13 protein-coding genes are annotated in these 16,509 nt (G+C 38.7%); 9 read left to right on the top strand and 4 right to left on the bottom strand.

What is annotated here, in order from left to right; genetic code table 11:
* Nucleotides 1-41: 41 nt before the first annotated feature.
* Together dsdA and TOL5_RS22620 are read right to left on the bottom strand one after the other, a co-directional pair.
* Nucleotides 42-1,388 (bottom strand): D-serine ammonia-lyase, encoded by a 1,347-nt coding sequence (dsdA, locus tag TOL5_RS15870; RefSeq protein WP_151781559.1) that lies wholly within the window; start codon nt 1,386-1,388, stop codon nt 42-44.
* Between the two features lie 342 nt (nt 1,389-1,730).
* Complete coding sequence (locus TOL5_RS22620) at nt 1,731-1,856, bottom strand: hypothetical protein (RefSeq protein ID WP_260525588.1); 126 nt, start codon at nt 1,854-1,856, stop codon at nt 1,731-1,733.
* A gap of 255 nt (nt 1,857-2,111) precedes the next feature.
* On the opposite strand from TOL5_RS22620, the gene dsdC reads away from it, so the two are divergent.
* The 9 genes from dsdC to TOL5_RS15825 all read left to right on the top strand — a co-directional run bounded on the left by dsdC (nt 2,112) and on the right by TOL5_RS15825 (nt 13,689).
* On the top strand, nt 2,112-3,068 hold the full coding sequence (dsdC, locus tag TOL5_RS15865; protein ID WP_151781558.1) for a DNA-binding transcriptional regulator DsdC: 957 nt from the start codon (nt 2,112-2,114) through the stop codon (nt 3,066-3,068).
* A gap of 404 nt (nt 3,069-3,472) precedes the next feature.
* Nucleotides 3,473-5,743, top strand: coding sequence for a TonB-dependent receptor domain-containing protein (locus tag TOL5_RS15860; RefSeq protein WP_151781583.1), 2,271 nt, complete (start codon nt 3,473-3,475; stop codon nt 5,741-5,743).
* 67 nt (nt 5,744-5,810) lie between these two features.
* Nucleotides 5,811-6,617, top strand: a complete 807-nt coding sequence (locus tag TOL5_RS15855) for a hypothetical protein (RefSeq protein ID WP_198261619.1) — start codon at nt 5,811-5,813, stop codon at nt 6,615-6,617.
* Nucleotides 6,618-7,053: 436 nt separating this feature from the next.
* Nucleotides 7,054-7,545 carry a sigma-70 family RNA polymerase sigma factor gene (locus TOL5_RS15850; protein WP_058971975.1) on the top strand — a complete coding sequence of 164 codons (492 nt, stop codon included), beginning with the start codon at nt 7,054-7,056 and terminating at the stop codon, nt 7,543-7,545.
* Nucleotide 7,546: 1 nt separating this feature from the next.
* Nucleotides 7,547-8,518, top strand: coding sequence for a FecR domain-containing protein (locus TOL5_RS15845; RefSeq protein ID WP_058971983.1), 972 nt, complete (start codon nt 7,547-7,549; stop codon nt 8,516-8,518).
* A gap of 71 nt (nt 8,519-8,589) precedes the next feature.
* Nucleotides 8,590-9,171 carry a biliverdin-producing heme oxygenase gene (locus TOL5_RS15840; RefSeq protein ID WP_221260503.1) on the top strand — a complete coding sequence of 194 codons (582 nt, stop codon included), beginning with the start codon at nt 8,590-8,592 and terminating at the stop codon, nt 9,169-9,171.
* A gap of 37 nt (nt 9,172-9,208) precedes the next feature.
* Nucleotides 9,209-10,353 (top strand): IS3 family transposase gene (locus tag TOL5_RS15835; protein WP_085944219.1). Its coding sequence is split into 2 segments (ribosomal slippage): nt 9,209-9,473 and nt 9,473-10,353, totalling 1,146 coding nucleotides; the frame shifts between segments, so codons are not numbered across the junction.
* Between the two features lie 104 nt (nt 10,354-10,457).
* A complete protein-coding gene (locus tag TOL5_RS15830) occupies nt 10,458-10,922 on the top strand; it encodes a YbaN family protein (RefSeq protein WP_151781585.1) in 465 nt (154 codons plus the stop codon).
* 76 nt (nt 10,923-10,998) lie between these two features.
* On the top strand, nt 10,999-13,689 hold the full coding sequence (locus TOL5_RS15825) for a TonB-dependent receptor domain-containing protein (RefSeq protein ID WP_221260502.1): 2,691 nt from the start codon (nt 10,999-11,001) through the stop codon (nt 13,687-13,689).
* Nucleotides 13,690-13,820: 131 nt separating this feature from the next.
* Here TOL5_RS15825 and TOL5_RS15820 read toward each other — a convergent pair whose 3' ends face one another.
* Together TOL5_RS15820 and TOL5_RS15815 are read right to left on the bottom strand one after the other, a co-directional pair.
* Nucleotides 13,821-14,816 (bottom strand): SUMF1/EgtB/PvdO family nonheme iron enzyme, encoded by a 996-nt coding sequence (locus tag TOL5_RS15820; RefSeq protein WP_139420523.1) that lies wholly within the window; start codon nt 14,814-14,816, stop codon nt 13,821-13,823.
* Nucleotides 14,813-16,495 (bottom strand): arylsulfatase, encoded by a 1,683-nt coding sequence (locus TOL5_RS15815; RefSeq protein WP_139420524.1) that lies wholly within the window; start codon nt 16,493-16,495, stop codon nt 14,813-14,815. The genes TOL5_RS15820 and TOL5_RS15815 overlap by 4 nt, the downstream gene beginning before the upstream one ends.
* Between the last annotated feature and the right edge of the window lie 14 nt (nt 16,496-16,509).

The raw sequence follows: 16,509 nt of genomic DNA, 5'->3' as shown, positions 1-16,509 counted from the left end.
CCACATTGTGTGCTCAAATCGAATGATAAAGAACGGTGGTACTATCCTTTATCGTTTAAAGCATGTGCCTCAGCCAAATACTTTTCCATCTCTTCTTCAGGAACCATACCTCCGCCAGTTCCCCAAATAATATGATTGGCATTTTTGAATTGTTTTTGACTAAGCTGATGGAGCGTTGCATAGTTTTGCTGTTGATGGATCAAAATTGGTCCAAGCATGCCTGCCAGTGCTGAAGGTTCCAATTTCAGTTGTTCAGAATCATTGAGCAGCCCTAACAAGAGATACATGCTTTCATCGCTCAATGTATAAAACCCATCCAGCAATCGTTGCATGGCACGTCCAACAAAACCCGATGCTCGTCCAACCGCAAGACCATCCGCGGCAGTGATATTATCAATGCCTAATGCTTGAACCGATATTTCATCATGCAACCCTGTCGCGACACCAAGCAACATGCATGGTGAATGGGTCGGCTCAGCAAAAAAACAGTGCACATGATCACCAAATGCCATTTTTAAACCAAATGCGATACCACCCGGACCTCCACCTACACCACAGGGTAAGTAGACAAATAACGGATGTTCTTGGTCGACAAGAATATTTTTTTCATTTAATTGTTTTTTAAAACGTTGTCCAGCAACCGAATAACCTAAGAAGAGTGTTTGTGAGTTTTCATCATCAATGAAAAAACAATTTGGATTATTCTGCGCTGATTTTCGACCTTCCTCGACGGCGACACCATAGTCTTCAGCATACTCAATTACCGTCACATTGTGCGCGCGTAATTTATCTTTTTTCCATTGGCGTGCATCTGCTGACATATGTACAGTCACATCGAAACCAAGTTGAGCACTCATGATTCCAATCGAAAGACCTAGATTTCCTGTGGAGCCGACAGCAATACTGTATTGGCTGAAAAAGGTTTTAAATGTTGGGCTAGCCAGTTTTGTATAGTCATCTTCATACGTCAATAACCCTGCTTGAATGGCAAGTTTTTCAGCATGATAAAGTACTTCATAAATCCCACCCCGTGCTTTAATCGAACCCGAGATCGGGAGATGGCTATCTTTCTTTAGCCAGAGTTGTCCTAGTATTGATTGCCCATAATGTTGTTCTAATCGTTGTTGCATATTTGCAATGCTTACCAGTTCTGATTCTATAATGCCTTTGGAGGGCTTTGTTTCTGGGAAGGCGTGCATCAAATATGGGGCAAAACGAGTTAAGCGGTCACTAGCATCATCTATATCTTTTTGAGTCAATCCAACATAAGGCAGACCCTCTGCAAGTGATGTAAAATTTGGATTGAACCATATCGTTTCTTTTAACGAAATGAGATCAGCAACAATAGGATATTGAGTGATCAATTGGTGAATATGTTGAGCATCCATAAAAATATTCCTGAGATCATCTGTGCAAGTCGCCATAGATCAGTCAATCGTTTTCAATTATCTTGCACTTACTTCGAAATCACTTCCGTAGCATGTGCTTGTGTGATCAAGTTTTGATGATTGGGCTATTGAAGTTAAATTTGAAAAATCTGTCAAACGAAGAAATTTGATCTATGCATTAAACTCATTCATGTGAACAGTGAACACAATGGGATGATGTTTTGTAATCAATTTGCTGAAAAACTCATAGAGCCAATATAATTTCTAGATCAATAAAATAGATGCGATAGATATTTTATTTGATGATATAAAGCTTGTAATGCCACGCTTTATAGCTAACCTTTAAATCGATTTACGTAGACGATACTTCACCTTGATCAATCCATTTTTCGTTGAATCGTATTCTTGCGCTGCAAACAAGGCAGTGCTTTGTTTTTGCTCATTTATCCCCGCTCTACATGGCGACATTCATGTCAGCTCACGATAGCAAGACCCTCTATGATTCAAAAGTGAAAAATATACGAATCATCCAAAGTTTCTAAAAATTCGTATAAACGATATAGAGCTCATTTGGAATAAATGATTAATATCAAATCACAGATATGAATAATCAGGAGGTTTGACTATATTTTAATTTTAAATCAATGATCTATGATCAATGTCGGTCACCAAACAGAATCAGCTATTGCATAAAAGTTTAATTCAAGGTCTAAAGGAAAATGCATGAACAACGCACATAAAAATCTAACGGGTTTTCAACTTTCCAAGCTTTATACATTCGAAGTTGCAGCGCGGCATGAATCTTTTGCTTTGGCAGCAGAAGAACTGTTTTTAACACCGAGTGCTGTGAGTCATCAAATAAACCAGTTAGAAAAAGAACTCGAGATCAAACTGTTTTTACGATTGCATCGTAAAGTGAAGCTTACACCTGAAGGAACACGGATTCTCGATGCTTTACAGTCTTCTCTAGATGTATTAAATAGTGAAATCAATGCATTAAAAAATCAGTCTTTGGTTGGTGCTTTGACCCTTTATGCAAGACCATCAATTGCACAGTGTTGGTTATTACCCCATTTGCCTGATTTTATTCAGCGTTATCCCCATATTCAACTTTCAATTTTGACAGGTAATGAAAATGTGAATTTTCAGCGTACTGGAATTGATCTTGCCTTGTATTTTGATCATCAACCTTCTACTCAACTGAATTATCAATATTTAATGGATGAATCAATTATTCCTGTATGCAGTCCTGAGTATGCTGAAAAGATTAAATTGAACAATAACTTAGAGAAGTTAAAAGATTGTACATTGTTGCATGATTGTCAGGCATGGAGTAATGGCACAGGAACAGAAGAATGGAATAGCTGGGCACAACATTTTCGCGTTCTTATAGAACATCTAGCTCAGTTAAGTTTTGATCGTTCTGACCTTGCATTGACTGCTGCAAAAAATCATTTAGGGATGGCAATGGGACGCAAAAAATTAATTGAAAATGACTTAAAAAATGGTGCACTGATTATGCCATTTCAAAACATGGAGTTGAAATGTGAACAGCATTATTATCTCGTTTCGTTAAAAAATAATGTATTGCCCAAAGTCAAAGTGTTCAGTGATTGGCTATTAGAGCTTGTGAAAAACAATCAACCCATTGAAGAACAGCGAGTAATAAAAGAACATTGAGCAGAAAATTCGAATTTGCGCCAAGCAATTTTATTGTGATTGCATACTAGATTCATCAGCGATACTGCCCAAATTCCGAAAAATATGCTGGTTTTACATCCTGTTGATGTTATTTTTAATGTTTAAATTATGGTGATTATATTTAAATTACTTTAAATAAAATGTTGTTTTGTTTAGTATTTATGAATGATTAAAGTGAAAAAATTGAGTGACTTATCTTTATTTTGAAGTTCAAACATAAAAAATGCATATTGTAAATAATAATCTAATTGATTATTATTCTCATTTATTAAGTTGTGTGTCTATTTGTAATTTGTATAACCTCAAGTTTTTACGATGAGCTAAAGCAAAAATACACATGGTTAATGATTATCAATATCATTTTAATAAAAGGCTTCTCCCGCATGAATGCAAATCCTTTTGAACTTTACCAAACCGCTCAGTCTCACCGTTTGGAGTTAAAACCGCGTTATTTATCATTATGTTTGTTTGCATTGATGGCAGCAGGTGCAAGTTCAGGCAGTTTTGCAGAAGAACATCGTTTAGAAAAATCCAAATCTGATAATCAATATAATTCTTTAGCTACGATTACAGTTTATGCACAGTATGAAAATGACGCACCTGTTAGTCGGACATCCATCAATCGAGAAAATATGGATCAAACGGGCGTCACAGACATGGCGGGTATCGTTAAATATTTACCCTTGGTAAATGCGCCATTTTCTGTTGGAGGGGGCGGAACATTTTTTGATGGAACTGGAACCAGTAGTTATAACATCCGTGGTATAGATGCGAACAGAATCGGTTTGGATGTCGATGGGGTTGATTTAGCAGATGCTACGGTGAGTACTTATGTACCACCAAAAAGTATGAGTAAACGTGGTGCTGGTCGAGATTATATTGAGCCAGAAATGTTCACCACAGTAGATATTGTTTCAGGCACAACTGATGTTTCCACAGATGGTATCGGTGGTCGAGTTTCATTTAAAAATAAATCACCAGAAGATTATTTGGTGAATGGTAAAACAGTCGCAGGGACAGTAAAAGCAGGTTATAGTTCTGCGGACCAAGCGTGGTTATCATCCGTCACTGGGGCTGTAGGTAATGATGATGTTAAAGCACTTGTTGCCTATGCACATCGTGAAGGGAATGAAACCAAGCCAAACTCAAAAACTCCAGCATTTCCATCAGATTGGACTTCAGATGCGGTGTTGACACGTTTATTGTGGAATTTATCCGACCAACATCAACTTAACTTTACCGCTGATTATTATAAGAAAAAAACTGACACAAAGGATATTGCTGCAAACTTATTCTCTAATTTTAAAAGTGATGCGAGACAACATCAAGATATTGATCGAACACAATTCAGTATTCTACATACCTATAAACCAAATGATTTCCAGCTTTTCGATCAGTTGAATAGCAAAATATGGTATCAGGAATCGAATAACGATACCGCGACAGCCTTTATGAACAGTGCAACAGTTGCACGTGATTTTTCAACAACTTATAAAGAGAAAAATACAGGCTTAAAAATAGATGCTAAAAAAGAGTTTAAAAATCAAAAGCTAAAATATGGTATTGCAGCAGATAAGAAAGAATATGCCAGTACTAAAGTTGACTTACGTAATGGTCAAACCATTTCAAGTATTTATCAAGGTGGTTATCTCTTAAACTCTGAATTGAAACGTTACTCTGCTTATGCATCAGATGAGTTTAGTCTAGATGTGCTGGGACGTGATTTAATTTTAACACCTGCTGTCCGTATAGAGCGCCAAGAATTTAGACCTGAGATCACGTCTTATAGCGATGTTCAGGCGAAAGACTATAACTATGTATCTCCGAGCTTTTCAACCAGCTATCAATTTACGCCAAGTAATTATAGCTATTTAAAATATTCGAGAGGCAATCGAATCCCATCTCCAACAGAAATTGGCGGGGTGTATCAAACCACACCTGGAAATCCGAGTTATATCGTCATTGGTAATTCGAACTTGAAAAAAGAAACCAGTGATGCATTTGAATTGGGTTTAAGAAATACATCAATTGATGGTATCAAATTTGATGTGACAGGGTTTTATACCAAATACAAAGATTTTATCGACTATTACAACTATGGAACGACTCCACAATATCCTTATGGTTACTACAGAGCTGAGAATTTAGCTGATGCACAGATTTGGGGAGGTGAACTGTCTACACGTATTGATTTAGGACAGTTTATTCCAAACTCTGATGGCTACAGCTTGGCATTGGTTGCGGGTAAAACCAAAGGCTCAGCAAAAAATAAAAATGGCGGCAAAAGTGGTGTGAATTCAGTTCAACCAGAAAAGGGAAGCTTGACGTTTGCTTATGATGATCCGAATAAAGTATTTGGATTAGGGATGACAGCTACAGCAGTTGGCGGAAGAATGGCAACTAAGGACGTCACGTCTTATCAGGATGATATTAAATATCAAAATGTAGCAGGTTACACCGTTTTTGATTTGTCCGCTTATTGGAACGTCAACAAATTCACCAAGTTGAATGTCGCCTTCAATAATATCTTTGATAAAACGTATTGGGACTATGCCGCAGTCGGTACGCTTACCGGCGCAAATCAGGCAAGTATCATTGACCGTGCTGCAGAACCTGGTCGTAATGTCGTTGCAAGTATTGAATTTAAATATTAATTTTTTTTAATCACCTGCTAGAAAGTTTTTTTTAATCCAGCAAATACGTATATTTAAGGATATAAACATGAAAAAATTGGCACTCTTGATTGCAACGATCACAGCAATGACCAGTTCCGTATCAACCATTGCTGAAACAGTAGAGCAAGCGGATGTTTACCAGCAGGCATATGCACTGTATATGCTTTATCACTCCAACAACAAAGACCAAACGACTCCAAGTTTGATTAAACAATATCCTCAAGATTATGTTGAATTGTTTAAGGGAAATAAAAAAGTTACGCAACAGCAGTTTGTTCAATTTGAGCAAGCACGCTTAGAGCCCTTGCTTAAACAGCGTCGTGAAATGTCTGAAAAACAGGCGCATGTACGTTTCGGTATTTTGGATAACAACAAAGATCAAAAATTGACCTTGAAAGAATTTCAAGAAACGGGTCTAAAAACCTTCAATCAGTTTGACAAAAATCAGGATGGTTTGATCAATTCTGAGGATGCAAAATTATCAGACAACACTAATGCAACTCATGATGGTTTTAGAGTGAAATTACCGATTTCGATGCCTATGCCAAGCAATACACAAGAATTCATTACACAGTATGGTCAAGGGAAAAACTATGTCACGCTTGGAGATTATTTGACTGCTCGAGATAAGCAATATTTTGCCACCGATGCTAACGGTGATCATATTGTGACTGAGAAAGAATATGTTGATGAGTTTATGCAACGCTTTGACCAAAACATAGCATCAGGAAAACTCAAAATGCAGGAAACCGCAGCGCAACAATTCCAAGCCATCAGTAAAGGTAAAACCACCATCCAACATGCTGATCTTCAACAGTTCGCTAAAAAACTGAATCAATCCATTCGTCAATAAGTCATTATTTTGCTCAGCCATTTTCGAATGGCTGAGCAATTTTGTATAAAATTTCAAGTCATTGATGAATATGGAAATTTTCCTGCTTTCTAATGCGTAGTAAAAAAAATCATTGAATATAAATCATTTATATCAAAATCGTTTGTATGAATAATTAGCCGGTTTGACTAGACCTCTTTTTGATGAGTCATTTATGCATATGTTTTCAGTTTTTCCTATCATTAAGTTTTTCTATTGATTCGGTATAAAAGGTTGTTTAAAGATGAGCTAAAATCAACAGGTGGTTTAGAGCAAAATAACAAATTCAAAGTTTTTGCAAACTTAAGCCTATCATTAAAATGCTTTACATAAAAAGGGCGGGAAAATCACAACAGGGGTCACTATTTTCTAATTTTTTTGTTAAGATATTAATAATAATTCTCATTCTCTTTTAAGTATGTCTGATCCTATCACTCAGCTGTATCGCCACCATCATTCTTGGTTGTATCAATGGTTAAAGCGTCGTTTGAATCACAGTGAAGATGCTGCTGATTTAGCCCATGATACTTTTGTGCGCATTTTAAAACGCAAAGATGAGTTATATTTTGATCAGCCTCGTGCAATTTTAACAACCGTCGCAAAGGGAATATTGATTAACTGGTATCAACGTAAATCAATTGAAAAAGCCTACTTAGAAGAGCTGTCTGCAAGTCCACACTTTGATGAGATTACACCTGAGCAAAAGTTGTCAGCTATAGAGTCTCTTTGCTTGATCAATCAATTACTTAATCAACTGCCTGAACGTCAACAACAGGTATTTGTATGGTCGCAATTAGACGGTCTCACCCAACAAGAAATTGCCACACGCTTAAACGTTTCAACACGTACAGTGATGCGAGATTTAGTCGCAGTATTGAGTCAGTGCTTAGCACTGATGGATGAATGCTGAGATGAAGCATCAGCAAATTTATCAAGAAGCTGCGGAATGGATCATCAAAATTCAACAAGCCACATTAAATGAAACGGAGCAAGCTGAATTTGAGCAATGGAAAATGCAAAGTTCAATGCATCAAGCTGCATGGTCTAAGGCAGAACGTTTGTTAAACAGCTTCAATACCTTTCCCGATGATGGACAAAGGCTGATTGTCCAAGCCAATAAAAAAGCTCAATTTAACATGAGCAAATTATTCATTGTTGTGGGTTTATTCGGGTTTGGCAGTATGTTGCTTTGGAATACAGACTATAAGTATCACTGGTGGGCAGATTATAGTAGCTCTGTTGGTCAACAGAAACAGGTTGAACTTGAAGATGGAACGCAACTTCAATTAAATACTCAAAGCGCAGTAGATGTGCGTTATACCGCACAACAACGAAGCTTGTATTTGCATTATGGTGAAATACAAGTCCACACTGCCCAAGAACAAAATGCTCACTATCGCCCATTCTTTGTTGAAACCGAATCAGCAAATTTACAGGCGCTGGGCACTGTATTTAATGTTCAATATTTAAAGAATAATGAAAATAATACCTGTTTGGGCGTCATTGAAAGTGCCGTCAAAGTCAGTTTAAACCGCTCTAAACAAACTAAAACAGTGCATGCTGGTGAGCAAATTTGTTTTGATGAACAGCATTTTAATACCGTGCAAAAGCTTGATCCAAACGTTTTGGCTTGGAAAAACCAAATGGTGATGGCTTTTGAAATGCCCCTGGAACAATTGCTGAAAGAAGTTGCTCGTTATCAGTACCAATATGTTGACATCGACCCAGATCTAAAATCTTTAAAGGTCTCGGGTTCATATCCTGTAAACGATTTTAGCACCTTAAAAACAGCACTTGAATTAAGTTATCCAGTCAAAGTTGAAGGGTATTTCAGTGATCATTTGCTGAGAATTCAAACGAATCGTGAAAAAACAAAAAAATAATCGAAAAACAATGTCAGTTTTTCAAAACATAACGGGTAATACAGTTAAATCACCGAAATTGGAGAAATTTTATGACCGCTTCATTCGCATTAAACAGTCTTGCACTCCGTTTAAAAAATGAAACCGCCAGCCAGCATGAATATATGCACCAACTGATGGAACAGGCACAGGTCTTCAAAGATGTTCAGCATTATGCTCAATTTACTTTGGCACAATACTATTTTCAAAAAAATGTGGAAAATGTATTCGACCTCGCTGAGATCGCTGCATTGATTTCTGATTTAGATATCCGTGGACGTTCACAGTCAGCTTTACTGGATTTGCAGGACTTAAACCAGCAAGTCGAGTCATTAAAATTAATGACGGAAGGTATTGGCTTTGCTGAAGCCTTAGGTTGGATCTATGTTTCAGAAGGTTCGACTTTAGGCGCAGCCTTTTTGTTTAAACAAGCACAACAACATTTGGGCTTTTCAGCTGAATTTGGTGCACGCAATTTGGCAGCTTATCCTGAGGGTAGAGCAAAAGTTTGGAAACATTTTATTGCTGAACTAGATCAAGCAGAACTTTCTCAACAACAACAAGATCAAGTTATTGAGGGTGCTCGACAGGCATTTAGAGGTGGATCAGGAAATTTGAACAACACTTATAAGTGATATTTTGCTCCCCAAATGATGTTATAAACATCAATATATGGAGTATTTTATGGCACGTAGACCAAGAAGAAATCATTCAAATGATTTTAAAGCTAAGGTAGCACTTGCTGCGATTAAAGCAGAAAAAACACTTGCTGAATTGAGTGCTGAATTTGATGTTCATCAAAACCAAATTATCGACTGGAAAAATCAACTGATTTCAGCTTCCTCGCAAGCTTTCGATCAATCAAAAGCTCCAACAGAACCACCCATCGATCTAAAAAAACTACATGCAAAAATCGGTGAGCAGGCATTAGAAATTGATTTTTTAGAAGGTGTGTTGAAGAAACTGGGCCGCTTCAACCACAAAAGTTAATCGATGACTCACTTCAGATTTCAGTATCTAAGCAAGCTCAGCTGCTGAAAGTCTCCCGTGGTTGTTATTACTATCGCCCAAAACCTGTGAGTGCATCAGATCTGAAGCTGATGCGGTGTATGGATGAGTTACATATGCAATACCCTTTTGCAGGTAGCCGTATGATGCGTGATTTGTTGAATCGTCAAGGACATCATATAGGACGACGTCATACACGTACTTTAATGAAGAAAATGGGCATTAATGCGTTATATTGCAAACCAAATTTAAGCCAGGCTAATCAAGCTCACCGCAAATATCCATATCTGCTCAAAGGATTGGCTATTCAGCGCAGTAATCAAGTGTGGTCTACGGATATAACGTATATCCCTATGGCAAAAGGCTTTGTTTATTTATGTGCTGTGATTGATTGGCATAGCCGCAAGGTACTTGCGCATAGAGTATCGATTAGTATGGAGGTTACATTTTGCATAGAAACATTAAATGAAGCTATTGAAAAATATGGTCGACCTGAAATATTTAATACAGACCAAGGCAGTCAGTTTACCAGTGATGCATTTATTGATGTATTGAAATCAAATGACATCCAAATCAGCATGGATGGTAAAGGTCGATGGGTTGATAATGTGATGGTTGAACGATTATGGCGGAGCGTTAAATATGAAGAGGTGTATCTCAAAGCCTACAGCAATGTTTTGGATGCGAAGAAGCAATTAAACGCATATTTTGAATTTTATAATTTGAAACGACCTCATTCGAGTCTGGACAAAATGACTCCAGATGAGTTTTACTATGACCAGCTACCACAACAAAATAAGGTAGCTTAACTAGAGCAGAGTATCACTTATAAATAAGCTTTTAGTTGTTCAAACATGTGGGACCACCTCTTTTGATTATTTCGGATTGTTATTAAAAAACATCCATTAAAGCAATGAAGAAAGATCTTTCGCTCTTTGATCAGCATTCGTCTAAACGCAAAAGCCGAGTTGAGTGTTTGGATGAGCCTCAAACTAAGCGGATACATTCATCTCATTTAGTCAGGATCATCTGTGTGATCTTGGCTGTTTTATGTATTTTTGCCGCGATTATCGGTGTGGTATTGCCTGGAATTCCAACTTTTGATTTTCTTTTTTTAGCTACTTTTTTTGCCTCAAGAGGCTCAACGAGATTACATCGTTGGCTTCATCAAAACAGTTATATGCGTCTTTTAATGGCGCAGTATCAGGGTGGTTTTAAGCACATTTCACGGTCACGCAAGTGGATGATGACCGTGAGCATGGTATTGGCTGTAACGATGTTGCTCCTGTCTTCATTACATTTACATCTGAAACTCAGCATATTGGCAGTGTTTAGCCTGTGTTTGTTTTGGATATGGACCCGATCAGAAAATAAATAATTTTTTTTGTCATATTTTTAAAAGTCACTGGGTAATGATTATTGAAAATGAAAATCATTCACAAGTAGGCGTTCATATGAAGTTTAAAAAACAAAGCTTGGCCGTTTTAATACAATGCTTATGTATTGGTGGTGTTTATGCACAACTGACTCCCAATGTCGCAGCATCAACAAAAACATCCTCTGAAAAATATTATCAAATTACAGGCAATCAGTTGGGTTATGTATTATCCACTTTTGCTGCTCAATCGGGCGTGGTGCTGAGTTATGATGCAAATATGCTCAAAGGATTAAAAAGTAAAGGAATTACAGGGTATTACAGTGTAAAGAATGGTTTTGATTATTTACTGGTAGAGCAACCTTATCAAGTTGAAAAACAGGGTGCGACTTATCATTTGATGCCTAAGTCTACGGCTGCAAAACGAGCTATAAATCATAGCCAAAGCATTAAAAATCAGCAGATGGCTTTAGATTCGTCTGATACTGATTATGTCAAGCTTGCACAAATCAAAGTCAATGCTGAACTTTATCAAGATAAGGTCAATACAACCCAACTCAATCGAGAGCAAATTAGCCGCTTTCGAGGAACGGGGAATGGAGATGTGTTTTCGGACATGGCTGGTGTTCAAAGCAATAGCTTACGTAATGAAGCAGGCGCAATTGATATTGGCATTCGAGGAATGCAAGGTGAGGGGCGTGTTCCTATTGTGATTGATGGAAGTTTACAATCGAGTCATACCTTTCGCGGGTATCAAGGAGAAAGTGACCGTACCTATATCGACATGGATTTAATCAGTCAAATTGAAGTCGAAAAAGGTGCTTCACGTGCCAAATTCAGTGTTGGTGGAATTGGGGGCATCGTTAAAATGCGTACGCTTAACGCTGATGATATCTTATTGCCTGATCGTCAATCAGGTGTGATGTTAAAAGGGAGTTTTTATAACAACAATAAAACGCCACATATCTCAGATAATGAACGTGAACAAATGTCTTATTTGCTACGCAATAAACTTTCTTCCAACAATTTTCAAAATGGCGCTGGAACAATTGCAGCAGCGTATCGCAATGAGATATTCGATTTGGTTGCAGCGTATAGTAAACGGGAAGTGGGCAATTACTTTGCAGGTAAACATGGCATTGAATACTATCTAGATCGAGATATTGTCGATGTGGGTCCGGGTCAAGAAGTGGTGAATACCAGTTATAAAAGTGATTCAGGCATCATTAAAGCAGGCATAAACATTACAGATGAACACCGGGTCGAAGTGAATATGCGTCGTCACATGCAAAAGGCGGGTGAGGTGATGGCTGTTTACTGGAACAGATCTCAAGTGATTGATCCTAACTCGCCACCGTGGGGCTATATAGATGGTGAATATGTACTGCCTCAATATATTGAAGGTGCTTATAAAATGCCACAATGGTCGCTGGGTACAGCAGCAATCAATGCTTTTAGTGGAAGTTATACTTATAAACCAAAGCACAACAATTGGATTGATTTAGAGTTAGGCATTTGGCATACCAACGCCAAGTACCGCCAACATAACGGTATGTTGGGTATGTTGAATGCAAGTTACGGTGATCAATACTGGGGAAGTTATCAAGATTATCGTAGCGGTATTAACTTAGAAAATACCAGTAAAATTGATGCTTTAACTTTGAACTATGGTCTGACCTACGATGAACAAAGAATGAAGCCACAAAACCTCATTGAGAGGGAAACTGCGCGAAATGGTTTACGTCAAGAGTCCTCTATTTTCCTCAACGGAGACTATCTTTTTAAGAACTATACATTGAGCTTAGGCAGTAAATGGCACAAGGCAAAAGTGAAAGATTATGGCGATCAGCATCGGGCAATGACCCCCGTCGCAAATTCAGACTTGACTGATAAAGGCTATGCGCTTCGTGAGTTTGACGGAAAAATAGATTGGATGGCACAACTAAACTATCAATTTATGAACGGTATTGATATTTATGGAAAGTTATCCAATACCTACCGTAGTCCAAGTTTATTCGAATCGACAGTATCCAATCAAACCTTTAGTTATGATCCTGACTTACCGATTCACTCAGAGAACGCACGCCTTGCTGAATTTGGCTTGATTGGAAAACGTGACAATCTTTGGGCTGAAAATGATCAGCTAAAATTCAACATTAATTATTTCCATAATCAAACCCGTGATTTTCTCACGCAAGGCGTACAAAAAAAGGATATTCCCAATCAGATTACTCCAGATTTTATTCTTCCCTACACAAGCTCTTATACATTCATCAATTATAAAGAAGTGGTCTTAAAAGGTTTGGAGTTTAATCTGGCTTATCAGCATCCAAGTTTCTTTACCAGTTTCAACGGCACATTATATCAAGCTCCTAAAGTCTGCCCAGCAAGCAAAAGTGATTGTAACGAAGTCGGGGATTCTTGGAGTTTAATCTCAACACGTTTACCACCACGTAAGATTTTTAATATCACCGTAGGTAAACACTTGTTGGAAGATAAACTGATCATTGGAGCGCGAGCGAAGTATCATTCTGAGAAGAAAAATCCGAAAGGCTGGTTGGCAGGTACGGGGGTGAGTGGTCGAGCCGTGACTGAGATTTCATCAGAAACCATCGTTGATCTTTTTGCGAGCTATAAGCTGAATCCAAATCTAAACCTTTCGTTTAATGTTGATAACTTAACCAACCGTTATAATTTTGATCCGGGTACAGTGATCGGTATGCCAATCCCAGGGCGAACCATCAAAGTCGGATTTGAAGCAAAATTCTAAATCAGTGTCGTGATCAAGCGCATTGTGGGCTTGATCACTATCATGAATTTGTTTTATCCATTCAAAACAGGTTGAGTCAGAAGATGGGTAATCTTTTTGACTCTATTTTTTTATCGTTGGAAATATTGTGTTTAAGGTGCACGTAAAACAGTTCTAAAGCCAACATGTGTCGCAGCCAAATCAAACTCCTGAGGGTAGCGACTGCTGTTGCGATAACGAGAACAAAAATTAGAAGCACATAAAAAAGAACCGCCTTTAATCACGTACTGAGTACCCGCAATACGCTGTTGACGAAGATCTGCATAATTCCCCATGTGTTGATCGTGTGCCCCTCGATAAATAGATGAGGTCCATTCCCAAACATTACCAATCATATCAAACAATTTAAAGGCATTTGCAGCATAACAGCCCACTGGAGCAACGCCTTCAAAGTGATCTGCTTGTGTGTTATTAAATGGAAATTCACCTTGCCAATAATTGGCTTGAGGGTGTTGATGTGCATCTTCTGGCGCTTGGTGTAATGGTGTATCTGTGGTCGATCCTGCTTTGGCAGCATATTCCCATTCTTGTTCTGTGGGTAAATCATGCCCCAACCAAACAGCATAATGTTCGGCATCATTTTGAGTGACATAGCGAACGGGTTCAGCAGGCAGCGGTGCTTGACCTTTAGCACCATTTGGACTTTTCCACGTATAGTCTGCTTTGAGTTGCCACCATTGTTGAGGCGTCTGCTTATTCGGAGAAAATACAGCAGCTTGATGCTGTTTTTCAGCATCTGTGATGTAGCCTGTTGCCTTTACAAAACTGGAGAATTGGGCAACGGTAACCTCCGTTTGGTCGATCCAGAAACTTTCAACCTGACGTTGCTTTTCTCCAAAATTGATTTCGTCTGGATAAGCTTGATTAGAACCGAGCTGAAATGAACCTTTGGGAATCCGTACCATTCCTGCGGTTGGGTTTTGCCCCCACGCCTCTGGTAAGCCTGAATATTGTTGGCATTGCTTTAATGTGCCAAGTTGAGCCAATTGAGTTTGTTGCTGTGGTGCAGGGCGATCAGGTTGTACCTTACTACAGCCTGCCATAAGTGACAGGCTACACAATAAAATGGGAACAGGCTGAAGCTTCATTGAATATTGTATTCCTTCACTCCATTTTGTTGGGTGTATTTGTTATATACCTCAATGAGTTCCTGTACTTTTGTTGGATTGTCCTGCGCCAAGTTTTTGGTTTCACCACGATCATTGTTTAAGTTATACAGTTCCCAAGTTCCTGTACCCAACTCAGCTTTGCCTTGTAAAGCAATTTTCCAGTCTCCTTGGCGAGCATATTTACTGCCATGCAGTTCATCCGCAAAACTAAATTGAGCTGGGCGAATCAATTGTGCTTTATTTTCTAGTACAGATTTCCACGAGTAACCACTTGGGGTATTAATTTGACGTCCTTTGTATTGACCTTGTGGAACAGCAATATTGGCATACTCCAACACAGTTGGGAAAACATCCAGTACGGAAGCAAAGCCATGATGAATTGCTTGAGCCTGAGTTTGGTTTGGAAGTTTTACAATGGCTGGCGCGGTGGTCGCCCCTTCACCTGCGGTGTCTTTCCATAAATGGAATGGCGCTGCACTGACTTCAGCCCAACGGGGACCAACATAGTGATAAGAGCTGGCTGTACCAACATTATTTAAGTTGTTGTCAAAGCCTGACTCTGCACCATAGTTACCTCGGATAAAACCTTCAGCGCCGTTATCAGAAACAAAGAAAATTAAGGTATTGTCATATAAATGATTACGTTTGAGATATTGAATGACACGACCGATATTGGCATCCAAGTTTTCCACCATGCCCGCATAAATTTCCATTCTGCGTGCTTCTAAAGCCTTTTGTTCAGCGGAAAGTTCATTCCATTTGCCATATTTTTGAGGGGCATTTTGTGTTGCAATCGGTTCAGCAGCCGTAAAATTGGCAGGAATCAGTCCAAGCTGTTTTTGTCGTGCAATACGGGCATTACGAATCGCATCATAACCAACATCATACACGCCACGATAACGATCGCGATATTCTGCTGGTGCTTGAATTGGCCAGTGTGGCGCTGTATAAGCCGCGTAAGCAAAGAAGGGTTTACCTGAGTTTTTACCAGACTCTAAATAACTGAGTAGCTTATCGGTGAAATAATTGGTCGAGAAGAAATCATCAGGCAGTGATGAGATTGCAACTTGTTTGCCATCTTCGGTATAGGTGGCATTACGTTTATAGGCCGTAGGGGCTTGTTTAAAATGTAAATCCAAGCCTTGTAACAAAGTGAATGAGTGATCAAAACCTTTGGCCTGTGCATTGGTTTCAGGGGTTAAACCCAAGTGCCATTTTCCACTAATATAGGTACGATAACCATTGTCTCTAAGCACCTCTGCGATTGAAAGGGAACGTTCATTTAAATAACCTTCATATCCAGGTTGTCCTTTTAAATGCGCAGGAGTAAGTTCAGCCATCGCTCCAATCCCTGCCAAGTGATGATCAGTGCCTGAGATCAATTGTGAACGCGTCGGTGAGCAGGTAGGTGCAGTATGATAATCGGTTAAAATACGACCTTCTTGGGTCAGTGCATCAAGGTTTGGGGTGTGGATTTCACCACCAAAAGCGCCTAAATCTGAATATCCGAGATCATCCGCCATGATAAATAAGATGTTCGGTTTTTTTTGAGTTCCCACACTGCCATTGGATTCATTTGAATCACTGTCATTACAGGCTGAAATAGAAAGGCTGAATAAAGCAATAGAAAGTGTTGTAAGAAGATTTTTACCAGACATACGTGTCGACTTGA

It is taken from the genome of Acinetobacter sp. Tol 5, from assembly GCF_019702905.1.
Lineage (GTDB): Bacteria > Pseudomonadota > Gammaproteobacteria > Pseudomonadales > Moraxellaceae > Acinetobacter > Acinetobacter bereziniae.
Note: the sequence above shows the minus strand (reverse complement) of the source record. Positions and strands in the feature narration are given on the sequence as shown.

Bases quoted from the DNA above. Each gene is read 5' to 3' on its own strand.
- TOL5_RS15855 (WP_198261619.1), top strand. From the start codon at position 5,811: ATGAAAAAATTGGCACTCTTGATTGCAACGATCACAGCAATGACCAGT.
- TOL5_RS15845 (WP_058971983.1), top strand. From the start codon at position 7,547: ATGAAGCATCAGCAAATTTATCAAGAAGCTGCGGAATGGATCATCAAA.
- TOL5_RS15820 (WP_139420523.1), bottom strand. From the start codon at position 14,816: ATGAAGCTTCAGCCTGTTCCCATTTTATTGTGTAGCCTGTCACTTATG.
- TOL5_RS15850 (WP_058971975.1), top strand. From the start codon at position 7,054: ATGTCTGATCCTATCACTCAGCTGTATCGCCACCATCATTCTTGGTTG.
- TOL5_RS15840 (WP_221260503.1), top strand. From the start codon at position 8,590: ATGACCGCTTCATTCGCATTAAACAGTCTTGCACTCCGTTTAAAAAAT.
- TOL5_RS22620 (WP_260525588.1), bottom strand. From the start codon at position 1,856: ATGTCGCCATGTAGAGCGGGGATAAATGAGCAAAAACAAAGCACTGCC.
- TOL5_RS15830 (WP_151781585.1), top strand. From the start codon at position 10,458: ATGAAGAAAGATCTTTCGCTCTTTGATCAGCATTCGTCTAAACGCAAA.
- dsdC (WP_151781558.1), top strand. From the start codon at position 2,112: ATGAACAACGCACATAAAAATCTAACGGGTTTTCAACTTTCCAAGCTT.
- TOL5_RS15860 (WP_151781583.1), top strand. From the start codon at position 3,473: ATGAATGCAAATCCTTTTGAACTTTACCAAACCGCTCAGTCTCACCGT.
- TOL5_RS15825 (WP_221260502.1), top strand. From the start codon at position 10,999: ATGAAGTTTAAAAAACAAAGCTTGGCCGTTTTAATACAATGCTTATGT.
- TOL5_RS15815 (WP_139420524.1), bottom strand. From the start codon at position 16,495: ATGTCTGGTAAAAATCTTCTTACAACACTTTCTATTGCTTTATTCAGC.
- dsdA (WP_151781559.1), bottom strand. From the start codon at position 1,388: ATGGATGCTCAACATATTCACCAATTGATCACTCAATATCCTATTGTT.